The organism is Streptomyces sp. L500, from assembly GCF_054551825.1.
Genome location: NZ_JBTOLC010000003.1, coordinates 42,856 through 62,695 on the forward strand (window position 1 = coordinate 42,856; position 19,840 = coordinate 62,695).

Sequence of the window (19,840 nt, forward strand, 5' to 3'; positions counted from 1 at the left end):
TCAATACCGTCACGTCGGTTTGCTCTACCGCTGACGAATGATTTCGGCCGTCACTTTCCGGCCAGCTTAAGAGAAACGGGTGCCCTGCGGCACCCTATTTACGGAATAAGACACTCCACCCCGGTGAAAAAGACCGGGGACGACCGCTTTCAGCCCACCCCGGCCGGCGCGGCCTCCAGGGCGGCCTCCGCCTCGGCCAGGGCGCGGGCCCCGCGCCCCGGGGCCATGTCGAGGCGGGCCAGCACCGAGGGCACGGCCACGCTGGGCATCACGTGCTCATAGAGGATCGTGGCGCGACGTTCCAGGTCGGCGCGGTTGTTGATGGCCTGGGACATGGTGTTGATGCCGGCGTACGCGCCGACGATCAGCTCCGCCGTATCGGCCGGGACCACGTGCGGCAGCACCTCGCCGCGCTCCTTGCCCTCGGCCAGGACGCGCGTGTGGAGCTCCGTCCAACCGTGGAAGGGGCCGCTGCGGTTGAGGTTCGTCGAACCGTGTTCGAGGGTGAGCCGGACGCTGCCGCGCAACAGCGGGTCCACGAGCAGCCGATGGGCGAAGATCATCCCCATGTCGACCAATTCCTGCATCTTGGAGGCGCGGCCCGGCTCGGCGGCCGGCATGTCCGTCATCATCTGGGCGTCGATCACGGCGAGCGCCAGTTCCTCCTTGGAGGCGAAGTGGAAATACAGCGCCCCCTTGGTCACTTCGGCCCGGGCCAGGATCTCCGTAATGGTGGCGGCGTCGTAACCCCGCTCGTCGAACACCACCGCGGCCGCTTCCAGAATGGACTGGCGAGTCCTGATCGCGCGGTCCTGCTTTGCCACGGTCTGCCTCCGGATCGATGAGATAGCTCCGCCGCGTCCCGGCGGCGAGGGCGACATGTCGCCGGCCATACGTGCCGCGGTCGCCCCGGAAATCAAACCGGCGAGTACGTATCCTATCAAGAGCCGTCTGGCAACATGGCGCAATACACTCGATACCAATTCGTCCGGGGCGCCACGGCCGGGCGCCCAACTCCCGTGTCACACCATGTGGAAACCGCCGTCCACGGGCACGGTGGTGCCGGTGACGAAGGACGATCGGTCGCTCAGCAGCCAGGCCGCGGCCTCCGCTATCTCCTCCGGCTCCGCGGTACGGGGCTGCGGGGACGCCGCGTGCAACGCCGCCTCGATTCCCGGGTTCCGTTCGAACCACTCCGCCACCACCTCGGTGCGCGTGGTGCCCGGGGCCACGGCGTTCACCCGGATGCCGCTCTCCGCGTATTCGGCGGCCGCCGCCCGGGTGAATCCGATGACCGCGTGCTTGGCGGCCACGTACGGCGCGGCCACGGGAGTGGCCAACAGCCCGCCCACGCTGCTGTTGTTGACGATGGAACCACCGTCGCCGGACTCCAGCATGGCGGCGATCTCGTCCCGCAGGCAGTTCCAGGTGCCCCGGGCGTTGACGTCCATGACGGCGTCGTAGAGGTCGTCGTCCATCAGGTGGAGCGGAGTGCGGCCCGCGCCCCAACCCGCGTTGTTGAAAGCGGAGTCAAGTCTTCCGTAACGCTCCACGGCGAAGGCGACCGCACGGGCGGTGTCCTCGCGCCGCGTCACGTCGGTGACCACGTACGCCGCCTCGGCCCCCGCCTCGCGCAGCTCCGCGACCAGCTCGCGCAGCCGGTCCTCGCGCCGGGCGGCCAGCACGACGGTCGCCCCCTCGCGGGCGAAGACCCGTGCGGCCGCCGCGCCGATGCCACTGCTGGCACCGGTGATCAAGGCGATCCGGTCCCGCAGCAATCCCTGGTCACTCTTCATCAAGGGAACCCCTTCACTCACGCTCCGGCAGCGGTACCGTCGGGGGCGGCACCGTCAACCGGCTCCATGATGCCGGTCCGTTCGGCGTCGCCCGGCCCGGTGGCGGCCGCCCACGACGTGCCGGCGGCGGCCTCCGCGTCGACGGTGCGCAGCAGCGGCTCGTCGATGGCGGCGAGCGAGCCGACCAGGTGCCGTACGCCCGCCGCCCGCATCAACTCGCCCTGGTGGCCGTGGGCGAAGCCGGAGGGGTGCCCGATGAACGCGACGCCGAGCTCACGCGCCGTCTCCGCGACCCGGGCCACGTCGTCGACGAACACCGCCTCGTCGAGGCCGAGCCCGAAGATATCCGTGGTGATCTCCTTGACGCCCGGCCGGAAATCGTTGGTGCAGACGTACCGGGGGCCGTCGAAGAGGTCCGCGTACGCGCCGAGGTGGCGGTCGAAGTGAGCGGCGTCGAGGCCGCCGTAGCAGACGGTGGCGAGGCCCAGGGCGCGCAGCCGGCGCAGCAGCTCCACGGCGCCGTCGAGCAGCCGGACCGGCTCGTGCTCCAGATACGCGGCACGCTCCCGGAAGTAGACCTCCAGCACCTTCTCCGGCGCCCAGTCCACCCCGGCAGCCGCGCCGAGCGCGCGGGCCGCCACGAACCGGGGCTGGGAGAAGACGGCGTACTCCACGTCGGCGGTGTACCGGCCGCCCCGGTCGGTGACGAACCGGTGGATCACCGGGCTGAACGTGTCGTTGAGAAGGACGCCGTCGATATTGACGGCGGCCAGCCGTATCCGGCGCAGGGACTCGACCACAATCGGCCTCCATTGTCGAACGAAAGAGCGGACGGGGGGAACGTGCCCTCGAATTACAAAGCGACGCACCGCGATTGCCCCAGGTGAGAGAGGTAAATCACATCGGCGCTGAAAGGCCGTCACCCGCCTTGTATCTTGACCCCCCGAAGGGCGTTGACCGGGGGGCCGTCAGCCGCTCGAGGAGCCCTGAGAGCACGCACCTTGACACACCCGCAGTCGATCCTGGGCGCTGCATGCCGATCCGAGGGGGAACCTTGTCCCAGACCACCTCCGCGCCGGCGTCCTTCGCCCCGGCCCTGCCACGGCTGACCACCACCGTGCCGCGCGAGTACGTCCACCGCGCGGCGGTCGCCGAGGTCCTGCTCACGGGCTGGCGCAAGGTCGAGGCGAACCGGTTCCGGGTCTGGGCCCAATGGCCGCGCGGCCACAGTTTCTTCTCCCCGCTCCGGGGGGTGCAGCACGATCCCATGCTGGTCGCCGAGACCGTACGGCAGATCGGTTCGCTGCTCGCCCACGCGGAATTCGACGTACCACTTGGATTCCAGTTCCTGATGTGGCACCTGGACTACTCACTGCGCCCCCGGCACACGGCGCTCGAGTCCACCCCCGCCGAACTGGTGCTGGACGTCGAATGCTCGGAAATCCGCAGGAAGGGCCGGAGTTTCGGCGGGATGCGGTACGACGTGGTCATCCGCCGGGACGGGGCGGTCGCCGCCACCGGCAGCGCGTCGTACACCTGTACCTCTCCGGAGGTCTACCGCCGGCTGCGCGGCGACCGGATACCCGGCACACCGCCCGTGCTGGGCGCCCCGGTGCGTCCCCGGCGCGTCGGCCGGCGCTCCCCGTTCGACGTGGTGCTCGCCGAGGAGGACGCGCCCGGCGCCGCCCGCTGGCGGCTGCGCGCCGACGGCCGCCATCCCGTCCTCTTCGACCACCCCGTCGACCACGTCCCCGGGATGGTCCTGCTGGAGGCCGCCCGTCAGGCCGCCGCCGTCCTCTCTCCGGACCCGGTCATCCTCCCCACCGAACTCACCAGCAGCTTCCACCGCTACGCGGAGCTGGACAGCCCCATCTGGATAGAGGCCGCCCGGGAGACCGCCGCCGGGGGGCGGAACGGGCCGGCCACCACCGTCGTCCGGGGACACCAGGACGACGAGCTGCTGTTCACCTGCGCGCTGACCTCCATACGCCCGCGGAACGCCCCCGCTCCGCCCGGCGATACGGCCGTCAACCCTTCCGAGTAACCCTGCGCCGTTTTCTCCGGCGCTCCCCCAGCCGCTCCATTAAGGTCGTCCCGCCATCGGGACCGACGAGCCGAAGGGGCGTCCGCGGGATGGGCCTGAGTCTCACCAGCACCGCGTTCCTCGTTCTGCTCATCGTCGCGTCGGTGCTCGCCGTGGTCGCCACGCTGCTGCTGTGGTCGCGCGTCCCGGGGCCCGTGCCGCTGCGCTGGCTGGGCCGGGTGCTGCTGATCGGCCTCTGCCAGGCGACCTCGATCTGCGTGGTCGCCGTCTCGATCAACTCCAGCTACGGCCTCTACGCCTCCTGGGACGACCTCCTCGGCCGCAAGAGCACCGGGCCCGTCTCGATGCCCGGCCCGCCCGCCCACCGCGCGCGCTTCGGCCAGGCCGACTACGGCATGCAGGAGACGTACTTCCGGGGCTCGCGCTCCCAGCTCTCCGGCCAGGTCCTGGTGTGGACGCCGCCGCAGTACGGACAGGCGCGCTACCGCCGCACCGCCTTTCCCGTGGTCGTGCTGCTGCACGGGGTGCCCGGCTCCCCGCAGTCCTGGATGGAGCTGGGCCGGATGCCCGGCGCGTACGAGCGGCTGCTGAGGGAGGGCGCGACCCGCCCGTTCATCCTGGCCGTGCCGATCATCAACCCCGGCGGCGTGGACACCGACTGCTCCGACGTGCCCGGCCGCAAGGTGGCGACCTGGCTGTCGGAGGACGTGCCCGAGCTGCTGCGCACCCACTTCCGCACCGGTCGGAGCCCGGAGTCCTGGGGCGTGCTGGGCATCTCCACCGGCGGCTACTGCGCGGCCAAGCTGCCGCTGCAGTACCCCCGGGCGTACGCGGCGGGCGCGGCCCTGGACCCGGACCCGCTCAACGGCGACGGCGGCGCGATCCCCGACCCCGGGCTGCGGAAACGCAACAGCCCGACGTGGCTGGTGCGGCACACCGACGCCGACGTCGGGCTGTTCGTGGCGACGTCCCGGCAGGACCGGGACAGCCCGCCGCGCTATGTCGAGGAGTTCCAGCGGGAGGCGGCGGGCGGCAAGGTCCGGCTGAGGACGATGCTGCTGCCGTCCGGAGGCCACAACTACGGCACCTGGATCAACCTCTACCCGGCGGCCTTCGCCTGGCTGGGCGCGCAGCTACGGGGCGGGCCGGGCGGCTAGCGGCGGGCTATTCCGCCGCCTCGGGGCCGTCGGAGGGCTTGTCCGCCTCGGAAGGCTTGGGAGCCTCCGAGGGCTTGGCCTCCTGTGAGGGCTTCGGGGTCTGCGAAGGCTCCGGCTTCCCGGAAGGCTTCGCCTTGTCCGCCGTGTCCTGCGGGAACGTCAGCTGCTGGCTCATCCACTCCAGCACCGGGCCGATCTCCCGCCGCCACGTCGTGAAGTGGTGGCTGCCCTCCGGGAGGAGGATCGAGGAGGCGGTCATCGGCTGCTTGACGGCCCCCAGGAACCTCTCGGTCTCGGCGTAGTTCTTCTCGCCCTTCTTGCTGCTGGTCACCAGCACGTTCACCCGGGGCGCGGGCATGTTCCCCAGCCGCCAGATCAGGTCGTGCTCCTGCTGCTTGCGCTTGGCGTCCGGGCCGGAGCCGAAGAGGTTGCCGGTGGTGAGGTCGTTGCCGACCTTGTAGTCGCCGGAGAGCGCGGCGGCCGCGGGGTAGACGTCGGGCTGGCGCATCGCGAGCTCCAGCGCGCAGGTGCCGCCCGAGGAGTAGCCGAGGACGCCCCAGGCGCTCGGGTCGTGGCCGACGCGGTAGGTGGTCTTGAGCGCGTCGGGCAGGTCCTTGGTGAAGAACGTCTCCGCCTGCGGGCCGTCGGGCACGTCCACGCACTCGGTGTCGCGCGGCGGGGCGATCGTCGGCCGGAGCATCACGATGACGGTCGGCTGCATCTTGTTCTCCTTCAGCAGCCGGCCCGCCGTCTGCGGCACCTGGAGGTGCTGGGCCAAATTCATGATCCCGCCGGGATAACCGCTGATCACGACCATGACGGGAAAGCGGTGCCGCTCGTACTGCTTCTGGAAGTACTGCGGCGGGAGATAGACGAATGCCGGATTGATGGCCCGCGAGCGCTGTCCGACGATACGGACCGACTGGACCTTCCCCTCCTTGTCGGCGGGACCGCGCGGAATTCCGCCCACCTTGTCGAGCCCCTGCGGCCCGGCCGGCTGCACGAGCCCGTCCTTCGACGCGCCGACCGTCGCGTACGGCCCGTTCCGGCCCATCTCGTTCACATTGACCGGGGCCTTGTCGACCCGCCCGAGGAGCTGATTCCAGGTCCCGTAGAAGCCGCCCCAGGAATTCACGGCCAGCGCCAGCGACGCCATGATCGTCAGCTGGGTGGTCGCGATGACCCCCAGCCGTCCCAGCACCGGCCGGACCCCGCGGCCGGCCAGCCGGGGCCAGATCCAGACGGTGAGCCCCACGCACAACACGGCGGCGAATACCACCGTGTACAAGAGTGACCTGCTGGTCAGGCCCATGCGCCTCTCAACTCCCTGCCCCCGTGGTGGGTACTCATGTGCGGTCCGGTAATAGTCACGGATAAAGAGGCCGGAACGGGCGGAGAGGGTTGCCCTGACCTCATTTATTGCCCTGCTCTTGCCCTGCCCTTGTCCTGGGCTTCCCCGGGCGTTCCCGAGAACGAAAGCCCCCTTCGGGCGGTTACCCGCGTCCGGTGAAGACGGATCGACGGTCGGATGGAGACTGGCCGAACGCCTCCTTCCGCTGTTTGGTGGAATCACGGCCGAGCGACGGGGGCACCGCCCGGGGGCGGCGGGGACCGGGCCGGTGGAGGTGGGACGGCATGAACCGGAATCCGGACGCCGCGGTGGGCAACCCGTACCTCGGGGGGCTCTACGCCCCCGTGACGGACGAGACGACCGCCTACGACCTGCCCGTGACCGGCCGGCTGCCCGAGTCGCTGCGCGGCCGCTATCTGCGCAACGGCCCCAACCCCGTGCACGTCGACGATCCGGCCGGCTACCACTGGTTCGGCGGCGACGGCATGATCCACGGCGTCCGGCTGCGCGACGGCCGCGCCGAGTGGTACCGCAACCGCTGGGTGCGCTCCGACGCCGTCGCCGGGCGGCTCGGTGAGAAGCTGCTGCACGGGCCGCGCCACCGGGGCCTGGACTTCGCGCCCAACACCCACATCCAGTCCTTCGCCGGGCACTGCCTGGCCCTGGTCGAGGGCGGGGCGCTCCCCTACGAGCTCGATCCCGAGCTCCATACGATCGGCCCGTTCGACTTCCACGGCACCCTGCCCGGCGGCTTCTCCGCGCACCCGGTGACCGACCCGCGCGACGGCGAGCTCCACGCGGTGGCGTACTGCCCGGCCTGGCCGTACGTGCAGTACGTCGTCGCCGGGCGGAACGGCTGTGTGCGCCGGCACGTCGAGATCCCCGTCGAGGGCTCCCCGATGATGCACGCCTTCTCGCTCACCGAGCGGTACGTGCTGCTGTACGACCTGCCGGTGGTCTTCGGGCGGGATCCGCGCGACGGCGGCGCCCATCCGCGCTGGGTCCCGGACCGGCCGGCCCGGCTCGGGCTCCTGCCGCGCGACGGCGGGGCCGCGGAGACGCGCTGGCTGGAGACCGAGCCGTGCTTCGTCTTCCACCCCATGAACGCGTACCAGCGCGACGACGGCCGGATCACCGTCCATCTCGCCGTCTACGACCGGTACTTCGACCGTCGTCGGCCGCTGCCCGGCGATCACCTCGCCCACCTGGAGCGCTGGACCGTCGACCCCGTCGCGGGCACCGTGCGCCGACTCCCGCTGGACGACCGGCCGGTGGAGTACCCCCGCGTCGACCCCCGGCGGCTCACCGTCCGCCACCGCTTCGGCTACGTCATGCGGGAGCGGGTGGCGGGGCGGGACACCGCGCTCATCAAATACGACCTGGAGCGCGGCACGAGCGAGGAGTTCGAGGTGCCGACGGGCGGCGACGTGGGCGAGGGCGTGTTCGTCCCGGCCGCGCCCGGGGCGGCGGAGGACGAGGGATGGGTGCTGGCCTACGCGTACGACCCGGAACGCGGGGCAGGCGAGCTGGTGGTCCTGGCGGCCCAGGACTTCGCGGCCGGCCCCGTGGCCCGGGTGCACCTCCCGGGCCGGGTGCCGCTGGGCTTCCACGGGAGCTGGATCCCGGACTGCCCATGACACGTACCACGGCGTGTCGGGTGTGAACGTACTGGACCGGACTTGACAGCTAGCCTTACGTAGTCGTCAAGCATGCGGACTTTTACGAGCAGTACGGACATATATCTCCCCTATCCGGCACCACTCGCACCCGAGACACACGACCTGAGACACACGAAGGGCATCTCCCCATGGGCATTCGGAGTCTGCTGCGGAACGCGTTCGGCCGCGCCAAGGCCGCCGGACGCGACGAACCGAGCCTCCCCCAGCAGAACGCGGGCCCCGACCACACCGCGAACCCGGTGTCCGTCCCGGCCCAACCGACCGCCGAGACCGCCGACCGCGCCGGCTCGACCGTTCCCGACCCCGGCCCGCTCGGACCCATCCCCACCCCCGGGCCCGCCCGGCCGGAGCCGATCCCCGAGCCCGAGCCGTCGCCGGCGCCGATGCCGAAGCCCAAGCCCGTCCCCGAGCCGGACCCGACGCCCCGGCCGGACCCCCACCCGGTGCCCGAACCGCCCCCCGGCCCGGACCCGGAGCCCGCGCCGGCGATGACGGCGGAGGCGCCCGTGTTGACGGCGGAGGCGACCGTGCTGACGGCGGAGGCGCCCGCCGTGCCCGCCGTGTCCGCGGAGACGGCGGCCGTGAGCCTCACGAAGGTCCAGGAGACCGCGCCCGGCCTCGTCAGCCTCTACAAGTCGGCGGGCGTCTCGCTGCGGAAGCAGGGGCTGGCCGGCCAACGGGCGGCGGTCTACCTCGTCCTGGACCGCTCCGGCTCCATGCGCCGCTACTACAAGGACGGCACCGTCCAGCACCTCGCCGAGCAGGCGCTGGGCCTGGCGGCCCACCTCGACGACGACGGCGTCGTCCCCGTCGTCTTCTTCTCCACGGACGTCGACGGCACGGCCGAGCTCGACCTCGGCGACTACCGCGGCCGCATCCAGGAACTCCACGAGTCCTACGGCCACATGGGCCGCACCAACTACCACTGGGCCATCGAGGCCGTCATCAGCCACTACAAGGCGTCCGGCGCCACCGACCCCGCGTTCGTCATCTTCCAGACCGACGGCGCGCCCTACAGCAAGCCCGCCGCCGAGCGGGCGCTGTGCGAGGCGGCCGGGCTGCCGATCTTCTGGCAGTTCGTGGGCTTCGGCGACCCCGAGGGCAAGGGCTTCGACTTCCTGCGCCGTCTCGACGACCTGCCCGTGCCGGAGCGCCGGGTGGTCGACAACGCCGGCTTCTTCCACGCCGGCCTCGAACCGCGGCTGCTGAAGGACGACGAGCTCTACACGGAGCTCATGGTCGAGTTCCCCGAATGGCTGGCGGAAGCACGCGCCGCCGGAATCGTCCGCTAGCCCTTCGCTCCGCGCCGGGCCGCCCGGCCGGCAGGTCGACGACCACCCGGAGGCCGCCCCCCGCGTTGGGGGCGGCCTTCGCCGTACCGCCGTGCGCCCGGGCCACCGACCGCACGATGGACAGCCCGAGCCCGGACCCGCCGCCCAGCCGCTCCCGGCCCCGGCCTCGGCGGAACGGCTCGAAGAGCCCCGGTACCTCCTTGGCGGGCACGGGCGGCCCGGTGTTGACGACGGTCAGCCGGCCCGGGGCGACGGTGACGTCCACGCTGCCGCCGGGGTGGTTGTAACCGACGGCGTTGCGCAGCAGATTGCCGGCGAGCCGGCCGAGCAGCACGCGGTTGCCGGAGACGGGCACGGGCCCGTCGGCGTGGAGGGCGACCCGGACGCCCGCCCGCGCCGACTCCCCGGCGACGGCGGCGGCTTCCTCGCGGACGACCTCGGCGAGGTCGAGCGGCTCGCGGCTCTCCAGGCCGCGCTCGCTGCGGGCGAGGAGGAGCAGCCCGTCGATGAGGCGTTCGGACTGGCGGTTGGCCTCCAGGAGCGTCGCCCTGGTGCGGGCGAGGTCCTCCGGGGACGGATCGCCGTCCAGCCCGACCTGGACGGCGGCCCGCTGGGTGGCCAGCGGGGTGCGCAGTTCGTGCGAGGCGTTGGCGATGAACCGCCGCTGGCCGTCGAGCGCCCCCTGGACGGGCCGCAGGAACAGCCCGGCCGTCCACCAGCCGACGCCGAGGGCGAGCAGCGCGGTCAGCAGGAGGGCGACGGCCGACCAGAGGACGAGTTCGTGGGAGGCGGCCTCGCTGACGTCGCCCGACAGCCGGTAGATCGTGGCGGTGCCCACCGTCTCCCGCGGCTGCCCGTGGACCGGCCAGGGCCCGCTCTCGGCGGGCACCGCCAGCCGGGCGATGCGGCCGGCCCGCTCCCGCGTGCCCGCCCGGGACAGGACGTTCACGGTGACCAGCAGGCCGGTGCCGAGCACGGCGAACACCGCCCCGAACGCGACGGCGATGCGGGCGCGGGCCGTGAGGACGGGCCGCCTCACAGCGCGTACCCGACGCCCTGCACGGTGCGGATGAGCGGCGGGTCCCCGAGTTTGCCGCGCAGCTTGCTCATGGCGACGCGGACGGCTCCGGTGAAGGGGTCGGCATGGGCGTCCCAGGCGCGCTCCAGGAGTTCCTCGGCGCTGACGACGGCACCGTCGGCCTCCAGCAGGATCTGGAGGAGCGCGAACTCCTTGGGCGACAGTTCGAGCTCCCGTCCCTCCCTGCTGGCGGTGCGCCGCACGGTGTCCATGCTCAGCCCGGCCTTGCGCAGCAGCGGAGGCGCGGGACGGGCGCTGCGGCGACGCAGCGCCCGTACGCGGGAGACCAGCTCGGGAAACTCGAACGGCTTGGGGAGATAGTCGTCGGCTCCCAGGTCCAGCCCGGCGACCCGGTCCTCCATGGAGCCGGCGGCGGTGAGCATCAGGATGCGGGTGCGGGAACCGGCGGCGACGAGGTGCCGGGTGACGTCGTCGCCGTGCACCCGGGGCAGGTCCCGGTCGAGGACGACGACGTCGTAGTCATACAGCCCGAGGTAGGCCAGCGCGGCGTCGCCGCTGTAGACGGTGTCCACGGCGAACCCGGCTCTCCGCAGCCCGGTGGCCACGAGTTCGGCCAGTACCTCTTCGTCCTCGGCGACGAGCACTCGCATGACGGTGGCTCCTCGTTCCTCTCGTCCGGTACGCCCCCTTCCTTCCAGGATGCGGGTCTACCGGACGGGGTGTTTCGGAAACCTCTCCGTCGCCGGGTCCGGCGGTCAGTTGCCGAACGGCGGGAGGCCGTAGCCCGGCTTCATCGTCTTCTCGGAGACGCGGGCCTGGAGTCCGCCCTGCTTGGTGTAGAGGCCGGCCGTGGCCTTCGCCGGGGTGTCCGTGGCGACGGTGCGGGCCGCCCACTCGACGAAGCTCGTGTGCTTGGCGCCGTCGCACTCCAGCGCGCCCTTGGCCTTGGTGGCCTTCAGCGTGGTCGGCCCGGAGACGAGCTCGACCGCCACGTGGTCCGTGGCGTCCGTGCAGACGTAGTCGAAGGAGACGTCGACGGAGGCGACTATGCCCTTGCCGAGGAAGATCTTGCCGACGGTGACGGACGGGCCGGAGGTCGCGTCGGCCGCCTTCGTCGGGGCGGTCGCGGCGCAGGCCGACGGGGCGGCGATGCCGAAGGCGACGGCGGCCAGGACCGGGACGACGGCGGCCCGGAGGATGGTGCGCTTCACTTCTCTGCTCCTCAACACACGGGTACATGGGAGGAGGCGCGCGAACCCCCGCGTCGTCACGCCCCCCGATATGACCGTTTCAGTGTACCTGTCAGGAGTCACTCGACCACTCATCGTCACCTTCCGTGCGGACGCGGGGAATCACCCCCGCGACACCGGCGGTTGACACCCCCGCCCTCTTGAACCGCGCGTCACTCTCCGCAACCATTCAATAACCGATCAGGGGACGTGCGAGTGGGCATGGATAAGGGCGTGAACGATGAGATTCCCTGTGGCACCTACGCCGTCGACATCCGCACCGGACGGCTCGGCGAAGTGATGGACCACCATGCCGGTCACGTACAGCTACGTCCGCCGCGCGGGGGTCTGGAGTGGAACTGTCCGCCCGAGCACGCGCGGCCGGCGACGGAGAGCGAGGCCGGTCCGCCCGGGGGCGGCGGCGAGGGACGCGGAGAGGAGGGGCGGTCGTGACGGCGCGGACGGTGTTCCTCTTCGGCACCTGGACGCTCGCGCCGGACCAGGAGCCGGACGCCGAGCCGATCTCGTACGCGATGCAGTGCGCGGTGTGCGGGTCGAGCTCGGACACGAGCGAGGACGCGGCGGTGGGGCAGCGGTGGACGTTCCAGCACGTGGGACGGCACCCCTCGCACCACACCTTCCGGGAGACGATCACCAGGCCGTGGCGCACGTGGATGGAGTCGTGAGCAGGAGGAACGGGGCCTTCCGACATTGACACAGCCGTCATAAAAGCAGCGCGGCCCCCCTCCGGCGCTCGGATACGCTAAAGGTGCATCCAAGCCTCAGCCACACAGCGACCAGGGAGCAGCCGCAATGGCTCGACACCTCATCACCAGCGCCCTTCCGTACATCAACGGGATCAAGCACCTGGGCAACATGGTGGGGTCCATGCTCCCGGCCGACGTGTACGCGCGTTTCCTGCGGCAGACCGGCCGCGAGGCCCTCTACATCTGCGCCACCGACGAGCACGGCACGCCCGCCGAGCTGGCGGCCAAGGAGGCGGGGCTGCCCGTCGACACCTTCTGCGCCCAGCAGCACGACGCGCAGAAGGCGATCTACGACGGCTTCGGGCTGTCCTTCGACTACTTCGGCCGCAGCTCCTCGCCGGAGAACCGGGAGATCACCCAGCACTTCGCGCGCCAGCTGCAGAAGAACGGGTTCATCGAGGAGCGGTCGATCCGCCAGGTCTACTCCCTGGCCGACGGCCGCTTCCTCCCCGACCGCTACATCGTCGGCACCTGCCCGCACTGCGGCTACGACAAGGCGCGCGGCGACCAGTGCGAGAACTGCACCCGCGTCCTCGACCCCACCGACCTGATCGACGCCCGCTCGGCCATCAGCGGCAGCAGCGACCTGGAGGTGCGCGAGACCAAGCACCTCTTCCTCCTGCAGTCGAAGCTCCAGGGCGAGGTCGAGGGCTGGATCGACGAGCACGGCAAGGACTGGCCGGTGCTGGCGTCCTCCATCGCCCGCAAGTGGCTGACCGAGGGCCTCAACGACCGCGCCATCACCCGTGACCTGGACTGGGGCGTGCCCGTCCCCGCGGACACCTGGCCGGAGCTGGCCGCCGAGGGCAAGGTCTTCTACGTCTGGTTCGACGCGCCCGTCGAGTACATCGGCGCCACCAAGGAGTGGGCCGACGCGGACCCGGAGAACCGCGACTGGAAGTCCTGGTGGTACGAGGCCGAGGACGTCCGCTACACGCAGTTCATGGCCAAGGACAACGTCCCGTTCCACACGGTGATGTTCCCGGCCACCGAGCTCGGCACCCGCGAGCCCTGGAAGATGGTCGACTACGTCAAGGCCTTCAACTGGCTGACGTACTACGGCGGCAAGTTCTCCACCTCCCAGAAGCGCGGCATCTTCACCGACGCCGCCCTCGAGGTGCTCCCCGCCGACTACTGGCGCTACTTCCTCATCGCGAACGCCCCGGAGTCCGACGACTCGTCCTTCACCTGGGAGCACTTCGCCGCGACGGTCAACAAGGACCTCGCCGACACCCTGGGCAACTTCGTCAACCGCGTCCTGTCCTTCTCCCGCAAGCGGTTCGGCGACGAGGTCCCGGCCGGTCTGGAGGAGGGCGAGGCCGAGGCGCAGCTGGGCCACCAGATCGCGGAACTGCTCGCCGAGTACGAGCGGCACATGGAGGAGCTCCAGTTCCGCAAGGCCGCGCAGGCGCTGCGCGCCCTGTGGAGCGCGGGCAACTCCTACCTGGAGACCAAGGCCCCCTGGCTGGAGATCAAGACCAACCCCGAGGGCGCCGCGCTGACGCTGCGTACGGCGATGAACCTCATCCACCTGTACGCGATCGTCTCCGAGCCCTTCATCCCGGCCTCGGCGGCCGCGATGCGCTCGGCCTTCCAGCTGGAAGCCGACAACGCCACCTGGGTGACGCAGGACGAGGCCCGCTCGCTGACCTTCGTTCCGGCGGGCACGCCGTTCACCGTCCCGCCGGTGCTCTTCGCGAAGATCACCGAGGACGACCTGGCGGCGTACCGCGAGCGCTTCGGCGGTGGCGAGGAGACCGCCGTCCGAGCCTGACGGGCACCGATCGCCGAGGGCCCGGGACCGCTGTCGCGGCCCCGGGCCCTCGCGCGTCGTGCGGACGTTGATCGTTCGGCAATCGTTCGTTCAGCCCGTCGCGGGAGGCTTCACCATGTGTTCGAGAAGTCCATCACCGTAAACGTTCATTCCGCCGACGAGGTCGGCCGGCACCGGATCGTCCGGCAGCTCCGGTCGCTGCCCGGTGTCGACGTCGTCAGCGAGACGCCGGCGGTCGACATCCTGCTGATGGGGCGGCACGACGCCGACGCCCCGGGGAGACTGCGCAGACTGGCCCGGGCCGGCCGCGCCCCCCTGGTGGTGATAGCCGACGAGCTCGGCGAGACGGAGCTGATGGCCGTGTCGGAGTACGGCGTGCGGTCCGTCCTGTGGGGCGAGCGGCTCACTCCGGGGCGGCTGTCGCGGGCGGTCCACCAGGCTGCGGGCTGCTGTCCGAGAGAGCCGGTGTCCGTCGCCCTGGTCTGACCCCGTCATGACGAAAACGCCGCCGGGCGGGCTCGATGTCGAGCCCGCCCGGCGGCGTTTCGCTTGCGCGGAAGAGGGTTACTTCACCTGGGTCTGCGGCTTGCGGATCGACAGGTGGAGCTCCTTCAGGCGGGACTCGTCGACCTCGCTCGGGGCGCCCATCAGGAGGTCCTGGGCGTTGCCGTTGAGCGGGAAGGCGATCGTCTCGCGGATGTTCGGCTCGTCGGCCAGCAGCATCACGATGCGGTCGATGCCCGGGGCGATGCCGCCGTGCGGCGGGGCGCCGAACTTGAAGGCGCGCAGCATGCCGCCGAACTCCTTCTCGACCTCGTCCTTGCTGTAACCGGCGATCTCGAACGCCTTGTACATGACCTCGGGCTCGTGGTTACGGATGGCGCCGGAGGACAGCTCGGTGCCGTTGCAGACGATGTCGTACTGCCAGGCGAGGATGTCCAGCGGGTCCATCGTCTCCAGGGCCTCAAGGCCGCCCTGGGGCATGGAGAACGGGTTGTGGGAGAACTCGATCTTGCCGGTCTCCTCGTCCTTCTCGAACATCGGGAAGTCGACGATCCAGCAGAACCGGAAGACGTTCTCCTCGAACTGGCCGGCGCGCTTGGCGGCCTCGACGCGCACGGCGCCCATGATCTTGGAGACCTCGTCGAACTCGCCGGCGCCGAAGAAGACGGCGTGGCCCGGGGTGAGGCCGAGGCGCTCGACGAGGGCCTTGACGTTCTCGGCGGTGAGGAACTTGGCGATCGGGCCGGTGAGGACGTCGCCCTCGCCGACGCGGACCCAGGCCAGGCCCTTCGCGCCCTGCTCGACCGCGTAGTCGCCGAGGCCGTCGAAGAACTTGCGCGGCTGGTCGCCGGTGTCCGGCACGGCCAGGGCGCGGACGTGCTTGCCCGCGAACGCCTTGAACTCCGAGCCCTCGAAGACGTCGGTGACGTCGACGAGCTCCAGCTTGGCGCGCAGGTCCGGCTTGTCGGAGCCGTACTTCAGCATCGCCGTGCGGAACGGGATGCGCGGGAAGGGGGAGGTGACGTGGCGGCCGTTGCCGAACTCCTCGAAGAGGTCGGTCATGACCTTCTCGATCACCTGGAAGACGTCCTCCTGCTCGACGAAGGACATCTCCATGTCGAGCTGGTAGAACTCGCCCGGCGAGCGGTCGGCGCGGGCGTCCTCGTCGCGGAAGCAGGGAGCGATCTGGAAGTAGCGGTCGAAGCCCGCGATCATCAGCAGCTGCTTGAACTGCTGGGGGGCCTGCGGCAGCGCGTAGAACCGGCCGGCGTGGAGACGGGACGGCACCAGGAAGTCGCGCGCGCCCTCGGGGGAGGTGGCGGACAGGATCGGGGTGGCCATCTCGTTGAAGCCGAGGTTGGTCATCTTCTCGCGGATGGAGGAGATGACGGCGGAGCGCAGCATGATGTTGCTGTGCATCCGCTCGCGGCGCAGGTCGAGGAAGCGGTACTCCAGACGGCGCTCCTCGTTCACCCCGTCCTCGGTGTTGATCGTGAAGGGGATCTGCTCCGCGGCGCCCAGCACCTCGACCGCGGTGACCTCGATCTCGACCTCGCCGGTGGGCAGCTCGGGGTTGACGTTGTCCGCGCCACGGCTGGCGACCTTGCCGTCCACGCGGACGACGGTCTCCTTGGTGAGGTGGCTCAGGGCCTCGTTCGCCGGCGTGCCGGGGCGGGCCACCAGCTGGGTGATGCCGTGGTGGTCGCGCAGATCGATGAAGAGGATGCCGCCCAGGTCGCGCCGATTGTGCAGCCAGCCACTCAGACGGACGTCGGTGTCGACGTCAGCCGCACGGAGCTCGCCGCAGTTGTGGGACCGGTACCGATGCATCGTTCATCCAAGTCGTGGTCGAGGGCGTTGGTCTAAGGTGCGCCGCACAGTGCATACAGCACCAAGCAAGGGTACTGCTCCCGTCCGGCGTCGGTGGTCTCCCCTGTGCATACCTGCATAAGGTGGGGCAATGCGCACCGAGGACGTTCTGGCCACCGCGGCGACCGGTCTGTGGTGCTGGGACAACGCCGCCGGAGCCGTCACCCTCGACGCCGAGGCCAGGCGGCTGCTGGCGCTGCCCGAGCACGCCCCGCTGACCGAGGGCGTCATCCGCGCCCGGTTCCACGCGGTCGACTGGCTGGAGTTCCGGAGCCTCCTCGCCCTCTCCGGCGCCGAGGGGACCCTCGGCGAGCTGCGGATGCGCGTGGTGGACGAGCGGGGCGAGACGCTGCGGACCGTACGGCTGCGCGCCAAGCCGGTCGACGGCGGCACGGACCGTCTGATGGTCGGCACGATCGAGGAGATCGCCGAGGCCATGGAGGGCACCTCCACCGCCCGGATGCCCATCGTCGCCGACTGGCACCGCAACCGCGAGGCGTTCCTGCTGGACGCGGGCCGGGCCCTGGCCGAGGCCCACTCGACGTCCGAGGTGCTGCGGGTGGCGGCCGGGCTGTCGATGCCGGGGTTCGAGCCGTCGGGGCTGGCGGTCTTCGTCGGCGAGGGAAGCCGGGTGCGGGTGATCGGCCACCACGGCTACGCGCCGGGCGAGGCGGAACCGTTCCTCGAACAGCCGCTGGACGCGGCCTACCCCGCCGCCGAGGTCATCCGCACCGGCCGCGCCGTCTACCTGCCCGCGCCCGAGGACTACCGGCGGCGCTTCCCCGACGCCTACCGCAAGGTGGCCCACTTCGGCCGCACGTCCTGGGCCTTCCTCCCGCTGATCAACGCGGGCCGGACCATCGGCGCCTGGATGGCGGGCTTCAGCGTGCCCGTCGCCTTCACCCCCGACGAGCGCTCGGTGCTCACCACCGTCGCGCGGATGCTCGCGCAGGCGCTGGGCCGGGCCAGCGTCACGGAGTCCGAGCGCGAGCTCAGCGTGGGCCTCCAGCGCTCGATGCTGCCCACCGTCCAGCCCGGCATCCCCGGCATGGCGGTGGCCGCCCGCTATGTGCCCACCGGCGGCGGGCTGGAGGTCGGCGGCGACTGGTACGACATGATCCCGCTGCCCAACGGCAAGATCGCCCTGGTCATCGGCGACGTCCAGGGCCACGACGTACGGGCCGCCGGGCTCATGGGCCAGCTGCGGATCGCGCTGCGCGCGTACGCCTCCGAGGGCCACCACCCCGACGCGGTGCTCTCCCGCGCCTCCCGCTTTCTGGCCGGCATCAACGACTCCGGCGACGCGGACGACGAGCAGCGCTTCGCCACCTGCCTCTACATCGAGGTCTGCCCCTCCAGCGGACTGCTGGTGATCGCCCGCGCCGGCCACCCCGACCCGGCGATCCGGCTCAGCGACGGCACCCTGCTGGTACGGCCCACGGCGGGCGGGCTGCCGCTGGGGATCATCCCCGACACGGACTACCCCACCACCCGGATCGTCCTGGAGCCCGGCGAGACGATGCTCGTCTTCACGGACGGGCTCGTCGAGACCGGCGGCCACGACCTGGAGTCGGGCATGGCCCGGCTGCGGCAGACCGTCGAGGGCCACGCCCTGGACGTGGACGGCGATCTGGAGAAGCTCGCCGACGCCCTCGTCCAGGCCGTCCACGGGCCGCCCTCGCACTACACGACCGGACCGCTCATCGACCGCCGCGAGGACGACATCGCCCTGCTGCTGCTCCGCCGCACGGTCCCGGCTGGCGCGCCGGAGGGCGCGGAGCCGGGGGCGCTGCCGCATCCGCCGCGCCGCACGGTCATGGCCATCGCCCAGGCCGAGCCGGAGCGGATCGCGCAGGCCCGGCAGCAGATCCGCGAGCTCATGCACGACTGGCCGGACCCGGATCAGACGGACTCGGCGGTGCTGATGGTCTCCGAGATGGTGACGAACGTCCTCGTCCACACGGACGGCGACGCGCTGCTCATCGCCGAGATATCGGGCGAGCGCGGCACCCGCTGCGTCCGCGTCGACGTCGCGGACGCGAGCGACGAGCTGCCCCACCGGCGGCACCCCGGGGAGATGGCCTCCTCGGGCCGCGGCCTGGTGCTGATGGAGCTGCTGGCGGGGGCCTGGGGCGTCGACCCCCGGGGCGAGGGCAAGAACATCTGGTTCGAACTGTACGAGGCCGCCTCCGGGGTGGCGGCGCAGTTCGAGGGCGTGACGTAGGGGGGTCGGGCCCTCAGAACGTCGTCGTCCAGCCCACGCCCCGGACCTGGTCGCGGGTGTAGGCCACGCCATGCACCTTGAGCCCCGCCGGATCGATCAGGGTGACCGCTCCGCCCTCCGGGCCGAGCCGGAATCCGTCGCCTCCCGCGACGGTGACGGTCGTCCCGGAGGCGAGGGAGCCTGCGGGGAGCGGACGGCGGTGTCCGCCCGCGTCGGCGAGCCGCCAGCCGCCCATGTCGACGGGGTCGGGGGAGGCGTTGAGCAGCGTGACGGAGTCGGCGCCCCGCCCCGGTCCCGCCGAGGCGACGCGGGCGGCCACGATGCGCACGGGGGCCTCGTGCTCCCCAACCGGGAACGGCCGCGCGCCCGGTGCGGGGAGGGTGTGCCCCGTGGTGTCGTCGGTGTGCCACGCCTGCGACTGGAAGGCCAGGAAGACGCCCACCCAGCGGTCCTCGGCGGTCATGTGGAACAGCAGCCCGCCGTCCTGCCACACGCCGTCGTCCGGGACGAACGGCTCGACGTTGCCCTGGTTCATATGGATGTCGTGGACGCCGATGACGGCGGGCCCGCCGCGCGCGGACTGGAACCGGAAGATCCTGGCGAGCAGGGAGCGGTGGGGCCCGAAGCCCTGGCCGAAGGCGTAGACGGCCACTGTGGGATCGGCGATGGCGCGTTCCGCGTAGTGGTCCAGGAAGTCGGAGAGGTCGTTGTCCACGCCGGGGCGGTCCGGTGGGAGCGGGCGCATCCGGGCGGGGTCGAACAGATTGCCGCGGATGAAGTCGAGGGCGCCCGAGCCCGCCTGCGAGGCGAGCGGGCTCCAGCCGCTGCCCGCCGGGGGCAGGAGCCGCGTCACGGGGTGACGGAAGTCGTCGTCCGCGAGGAACAGCAGCTCGGACGGGGCCACTTTGGACAGGACGTTCACGGGCACCTGGTAGGAGGCGCCGGCGTTGTCCTTGAGGAAGAGCTGGTAGTGCGGCGTCTGGGTGCCGGACTCCCGACGTCGGTCGGTGGCACGGGCGGCCAGTACGCCATAGGGGCTGATCGGCATGGCCGGGCCTCCGTTCTGGAGGGTTCACCCGATTCCACTCTGCGCCCGCCGGGACCCCGGCACCACT

17 protein-coding genes are annotated in these 19,840 nt (G+C 71.4%); 8 read left to right on the forward strand and 9 right to left on the reverse strand.

Features of this window, described 5'->3' with window-relative positions; translation table 11 throughout:
• Window positions 1–149: 149 nt before the first annotated feature.
• The 3 genes from ACX9I7_RS05425 to ACX9I7_RS05435 form a co-directional block, all read right to left on the reverse strand.
• Window positions 150–824 (reverse strand): ScbR family autoregulator-binding transcription factor, encoded by a 675-nt coding sequence (locus tag ACX9I7_RS05425; RefSeq protein ID WP_459386668.1) that lies wholly within the window; start codon window positions 822–824, stop codon window positions 150–152.
• Between the two features lie 198 nt (window positions 825–1,022).
• Window positions 1,023–1,796 (reverse strand): SDR family NAD(P)-dependent oxidoreductase, encoded by a 774-nt coding sequence (locus ACX9I7_RS05430; protein ID WP_459386669.1) that lies wholly within the window; start codon window positions 1,794–1,796, stop codon window positions 1,023–1,025.
• Window positions 1,797–1,813: 17 nt separating this feature from the next.
• The gene (locus ACX9I7_RS05435; protein WP_459386670.1) at window positions 1,814–2,596 is read right to left on the reverse strand and encodes an HAD family phosphatase; all 783 of its coding nucleotides are present in this window, start codon (window positions 2,594–2,596) and stop codon (window positions 1,814–1,816) included.
• A gap of 254 nt (window positions 2,597–2,850) precedes the next feature.
• Between ACX9I7_RS05435 and ACX9I7_RS05440 the strand changes: the two genes are divergently transcribed.
• Both ACX9I7_RS05440 and ACX9I7_RS05445 read left to right on the forward strand, forming a co-directional pair.
• The gene (locus ACX9I7_RS05440; protein WP_387577434.1) at window positions 2,851–3,840 is read left to right on the forward strand and encodes a ScbA/BarX family gamma-butyrolactone biosynthesis protein; all 990 of its coding nucleotides are present in this window, start codon (window positions 2,851–2,853) and stop codon (window positions 3,838–3,840) included.
• A gap of 89 nt (window positions 3,841–3,929) precedes the next feature.
• Window positions 3,930–4,997: an alpha/beta hydrolase gene (locus ACX9I7_RS05445; RefSeq protein WP_459386671.1), complete on the forward strand. Its 1,068-nt coding sequence runs from the start codon at window positions 3,930–3,932 to the stop codon at window positions 4,995–4,997.
• Between the two features lie 7 nt (window positions 4,998–5,004).
• On the opposite strand, the gene ACX9I7_RS05450 is transcribed toward ACX9I7_RS05445, so the two are convergent.
• Window positions 5,005–6,309, reverse strand: a complete 1,305-nt coding sequence (locus ACX9I7_RS05450) for an alpha/beta hydrolase (RefSeq protein WP_459386672.1) — start codon at window positions 6,307–6,309, stop codon at window positions 5,005–5,007.
• Between the two features lie 323 nt (window positions 6,310–6,632).
• Here ACX9I7_RS05450 and ACX9I7_RS05455 point away from each other — a divergent pair, with 323 nt between their 5' ends.
• Complete coding sequence (locus ACX9I7_RS05455) at window positions 6,633–7,985, forward strand: carotenoid oxygenase family protein (protein WP_459386673.1); 1,353 nt, start codon at window positions 6,633–6,635, stop codon at window positions 7,983–7,985.
• Window positions 7,986–8,155: 170 nt separating this feature from the next.
• Window positions 8,156–9,319, forward strand: a complete 1,164-nt coding sequence (locus ACX9I7_RS05460) for a vWA domain-containing protein (RefSeq protein WP_459386674.1) — start codon at window positions 8,156–8,158, stop codon at window positions 9,317–9,319.
• Here ACX9I7_RS05460 and ACX9I7_RS05465 read toward each other — a convergent pair.
• The 3 genes from ACX9I7_RS05465 to ACX9I7_RS05475 form a co-directional block, all read right to left on the reverse strand.
• Window positions 9,261–10,358 carry a sensor histidine kinase gene (locus tag ACX9I7_RS05465; RefSeq protein WP_459386675.1) on the reverse strand — a complete coding sequence of 366 codons (1,098 nt, stop codon included), beginning with the start codon at window positions 10,356–10,358 and terminating at the stop codon, window positions 9,261–9,263. The genes ACX9I7_RS05460 and ACX9I7_RS05465 overlap by 59 nt on opposite strands.
• The gene (locus tag ACX9I7_RS05470) at window positions 10,355–11,008 is read right to left on the reverse strand and encodes a response regulator transcription factor (protein ID WP_126914959.1); all 654 of its coding nucleotides are present in this window, start codon (window positions 11,006–11,008) and stop codon (window positions 10,355–10,357) included. Before ACX9I7_RS05470 ends, ACX9I7_RS05465 begins: the two co-directional genes overlap by 4 nt.
• A gap of 105 nt (window positions 11,009–11,113) precedes the next feature.
• Window positions 11,114–11,569 (reverse strand): hypothetical protein, encoded by a 456-nt coding sequence (locus ACX9I7_RS05475; protein WP_459386676.1) that lies wholly within the window; start codon window positions 11,567–11,569, stop codon window positions 11,114–11,116.
• 467 nt (window positions 11,570–12,036) lie between these two features.
• On the opposite strand from ACX9I7_RS05475, the gene ACX9I7_RS05480 reads away from it, so the two are divergent.
• The 3 genes from ACX9I7_RS05480 (at window position 12,037) to ACX9I7_RS05490 (ending at window position 14,614) form a co-directional block, all read left to right on the forward strand.
• The gene (locus tag ACX9I7_RS05480) at window positions 12,037–12,273 is read left to right on the forward strand and encodes a DUF7848 domain-containing protein (protein ID WP_387577418.1); all 237 of its coding nucleotides are present in this window, start codon (window positions 12,037–12,039) and stop codon (window positions 12,271–12,273) included.
• 127 nt (window positions 12,274–12,400) lie between these two features.
• Complete coding sequence (gene metG, locus ACX9I7_RS05485) at window positions 12,401–14,128, forward strand: methionine--tRNA ligase (protein ID WP_387577416.1); 1,728 nt, start codon at window positions 12,401–12,403, stop codon at window positions 14,126–14,128.
• A 117-nt stretch (window positions 14,129–14,245) separates the two neighbouring features.
• Window positions 14,246–14,614: a DNA-binding response regulator gene (locus tag ACX9I7_RS05490; RefSeq protein WP_387577414.1), complete on the forward strand. Its 369-nt coding sequence runs from the start codon at window positions 14,246–14,248 to the stop codon at window positions 14,612–14,614.
• 78 nt (window positions 14,615–14,692) lie between these two features.
• Here the strand turns inward: ACX9I7_RS05490 and aspS are convergent, their stop codons facing one another.
• Window positions 14,693–16,462 carry an aspartate--tRNA ligase gene (gene aspS, locus ACX9I7_RS05495; protein ID WP_126914965.1) on the reverse strand — a complete coding sequence of 590 codons (1,770 nt, stop codon included), beginning with the start codon at window positions 16,460–16,462 and terminating at the stop codon, window positions 14,693–14,695.
• 130 nt (window positions 16,463–16,592) lie between these two features.
• Between aspS and ACX9I7_RS05500 the strand changes: the two genes are divergently transcribed.
• Entirely contained in the window at window positions 16,593–18,725 is a 2,133-nt protein-coding gene (locus tag ACX9I7_RS05500) for an ATP-binding SpoIIE family protein phosphatase (RefSeq protein WP_459386677.1), read from the forward strand.
• Between the two features lie 13 nt (window positions 18,726–18,738).
• Here the strand turns inward: ACX9I7_RS05500 and ACX9I7_RS05505 are convergent, their stop codons facing one another.
• Window positions 18,739–19,773, reverse strand: coding sequence for a DUF2278 family protein (locus ACX9I7_RS05505; RefSeq protein WP_459386678.1), 1,035 nt, complete (start codon window positions 19,771–19,773; stop codon window positions 18,739–18,741).
• Between the last annotated feature and the right edge of the window lie 67 nt (window positions 19,774–19,840).